Annotated in this window: 3 protein-coding genes; all 3 read right to left on the bottom strand. The window is 31.6% G+C overall.

The annotated features are described in order from the left end of the window. Positions 1-128: 128 nt before the first annotated feature. Positions 129-1049 carry a nucleotidyltransferase family protein gene (locus B2X73_RS05230; protein WP_038331209.1) on the bottom strand — a complete coding sequence of 307 codons (921 nt, stop codon included), beginning with the start codon at positions 1047-1049 and terminating at the stop codon, positions 129-131. Further along, positions 1039-2409, bottom strand: a complete 1371-nt coding sequence (locus B2X73_RS05225; RefSeq protein ID WP_291095915.1) for a Gfo/Idh/MocA family protein — start codon at positions 2407-2409, stop codon at positions 1039-1041. Before B2X73_RS05225 ends, B2X73_RS05230 begins: the two co-directional genes overlap by 11 nt. 82 nt (positions 2410-2491) lie before the next feature. Beyond that, on the bottom strand, positions 2492-3398 hold a 907-nt coding region (locus tag B2X73_RS05220; RefSeq protein WP_349679903.1), incomplete at its 5' end, for a ChaN family lipoprotein.

Raw genomic sequence — 3398 nt, 5'->3', positions numbered from 1 at the left:
TGTAAAATATATTTTTTTCCTTCATACTCAACTTCATAAGTAGAATTAATCCAACCAGAACTGATTGGATTAATACTAACTTGATCTATATTTTCGAAATAATGTTTTAATATTTTCTCCATTATATTTTATGTCCAAAGAGAATTTGGATATTTTTGATCATTGATTAAATTGTGAATAGAATTTACTACAACTTCTCTATCTTCTGGATAAGTCATTCCGAACCAATTGTCATCCGATTTTTCTACAATCACTTCCAATTGATCTTCTTTGATCATATCATTTACAACTTTCGGCAAGAAAAATTCTGCTTTCAATTGAGAAGCATTTTCGTGAAGAAATTCCTCAAATTTATCTTCTAATTTTCTGAAAATAGAAGGATGTAAAACAAAGAAATTCATCGATACAGCCGTATCTCCATCTAATGGTAAAACGTTATCATCTTCTTCGAAAACAATTTCTCCATTTTCGTTAGAATAGATATTTGTACGTTCTACAACATTCTCCAAATGACCGTTAGTTACAGTACATACTCCGCGAGAAACAGAACCATTTTCGCTAATCGTATTGGCCAATTTGTACGCAACCATACCATAAGTATTTGCAGTGATTTTTTCGTTTTGAACCAATTCACTTGCTTTTTCAAATGCTTTACGACCATAAAAATCATCTGCATTAATTACAATAAATGGATTGTTTAAATGATTTTTTGTAATCATTAACGCATGTCCAGTTCCCCAAGGTTTTTCACGTTTTTCTATTGTATCATAAATTCCTCTCGGAACAGATGTATACGTCGTTTGAAGAACAAATTCTACTTTACCTCCATTTTTTTCAATTAAATTTTGAAAATATTTTTTAGTTTCTGCATTAAATTGTTCATTAATAATGAATACAAAATGTTTTATTCCGCAAGAAAAAGCATCGAAAATTGAATATTCCATCAACGTTTCTTTACTTGGTCCAATTGGATCAATTTGTTTTTGTCCTTTGTAGCGGCTTCCCATTCCACCTGCTAAAATGACTAATGATAAGGTTTTAGAATCCATAATCTTCTGTACCAAAAATTGGTTTTCTTGTTTTATATTTTCCTCTTGTAAAGTCTGGCATTTCTTGAGAAGTACCATTTCCTTCGATAGATTTTTCACTTAATGGTGTTACTGCATACCAAGTTGCTAAATCATATACATCGAATGGGAATTCTTTGTTTGCTTTAATACATTCGATAAAATCATTCATTAAGAAGAAATCCATTCCTCCGTGCCCAGCACCTTCTGCCTGAGTTTCGTATTTTTTCCAATATGGATGATCGTAAGTTTTTAAATGATCTTCTGAACTTGCCCATTTGTGAGAATGTTTCATTTCATCTTCGAAATAAATGAAACCTTGACTAAATCCTCCTGAACCGATATCTTGCCAAATACCATCAGTTCCTTGAATACGGAAACCTAAGTTATATGGACGCTGTAAAGATGTATCGTGCGTTAATAAGATTGTTTCTCCGTTTTCACATTTTAACATTGTTTGAACGATATCTCCTTGTTTGAATTTAACTTTTGCATTTGGATGATCTACACCTCCATTCTTCACGATATAATCAGTTAAACCAGCTTGTTGAGAAGCCATAGAAGTTAAATGTGTAATTCTATTTCCACGGTTAACATCCATCATTGTACCGATTGGTCCTAAACCATGCGTTGGATATAATTCTGCATTACGTTTTACATAATGATTTGTACGCCAAGCAGCTTCAGAGAAACCTTTGTCTCCAAATTCAACTCCACCACCATAAGGTTGTTTACCATCATTAAATAATACATTTCTTAAATCGTGTTGGTAACCACCTTGTCCATGAACAATTTGACCAAACATTCCTTTACGAACCATATTCATTACAGCCATAACATCGCGACGGTAACAAACATTCTCCATCATGAATACAGGAACTTTCGTTTTTTCGTATGTATCTACGTAATCCCAACATTCTTGTAAATTCATCGCTCCACACACTTCTAAACCTACAATTTTACCCGCATTCATTGCTGCAATTGTTTGCTCAGCGTGAAATTCCCATGGCGTAGCTATAATTACAGCATGCATTTCTTTATTCTTATATAATTTTTTATATCCATCTAAACCTTTAAAATACTCTACAGGTTTTTTATTATGTTTTGCAAAAATTTTGTTTGAACGATCAATCATTCGTTGATCTGGTTCAGCGATCCCAACAACTTCTACATCATTTCTTTTTAATAACTCATCTAAATGTACCTGCCCTCTCATTCCACAGCCAACAATTCCTACTTTCACCTTATCAATTTTTGATGAAAAATCAAATAATGAATCTGGTGATACTAATGCTACCGTAGATGCTGCAGCAGTCGATTTAATAAAATTTCTTCTGTCCATAGTTGTATTTAATTGTTTGCTTTATTTTTTAAAATGCAAAATATGAAAAATAATCAATAAAACTTTCTGCTTATAAGTAAAATTAGTAGGTTTTAGGCGAATCCTTAGGAAATACTATAATAAATTCTGTCGTAGTAACATTTTCGTTTTTAGATTTAATTACAGATAATTTTTCATTTAAATCTTCACTTTCTAGAATTTCAATTACGGCGATTTTGAGCTCAGGTCGAAAATATTTCAAATACCAATAAATTCCGCCATAATTTTTAGAATGATAATCACCATTGTAATGAATGAATAGATTATTTTTCTTCAAATTATTCAAAATTGATTCTGCCATTGTTGCATCCTTTGTAGCTTGTGCTGCAACAAACTGTTTTGCCTTCACTCCAGCATGATCTCCCATCATTTTAATCATCTCAGGATAACCAGGTGCATCATAATCTATGGTAATAGGAAGTTTCGCAATAAAGGCTTTCTCATTATTTGGAACTGTATCCAAAGCTTCAAGTCCATTCTTAGCGACATACGAAGCATATTTGCGCGTTACATTAGTTGCTACAAAATCTAAATTCTTTTCTTTCGCAAAATCAACAAGCGGTTTGTAATCTGTTTTGTAATTATTCCAAAGCTTTGTACTCTTTTGAAACTCATCATCCGTCGTTTTGCTTTTCAAATAATTCGTTAAATCATTTTGTTGATGACGCTCGAACATTTCTGCTCCAAGAATCAGTTGTTTTCCTTTTATCTTATACAATTCTTTTGTCGTTTGCAATTGCAACCAATGATTTACCGCATTATTATGATGTTCACCAAATAAAACAACATCATATTTTGCTAATTCTTTAATCATTTTATCAAAATCAACTTTCTTTTCTTGTTGATTATAAATTTGATAAGTTTTTCCGTTTTGCGCTTTAGCCTGAATTGTTAGTACAATTAATAAGGTATAAAGTATCGTTCTCATGTTATTTAAATTAATTCTAAAT

Source organism: Empedobacter sp. UBA7252, from assembly GCF_002472765.1.
In the GTDB taxonomy this organism is placed as follows: domain Bacteria; phylum Bacteroidota; class Bacteroidia; order Flavobacteriales; family Weeksellaceae; genus Empedobacter; species Empedobacter falsenii_B.
This window is presented reverse-complemented; position numbering and strand designations above follow the sequence as displayed.

Bases quoted from the DNA above. Each gene is read 5' to 3' on its own strand.
- B2X73_RS05230 (WP_038331209.1), bottom strand. From the start codon at position 1,049: ATGGATTCTAAAACCTTATCATTAGTCATTTTAGCAGGTGGAATGGGA.
- B2X73_RS05225 (WP_291095915.1), bottom strand. From the start codon at position 2,409: ATGGACAGAAGAAATTTTATTAAATCGACTGCTGCAGCATCTACGGTA.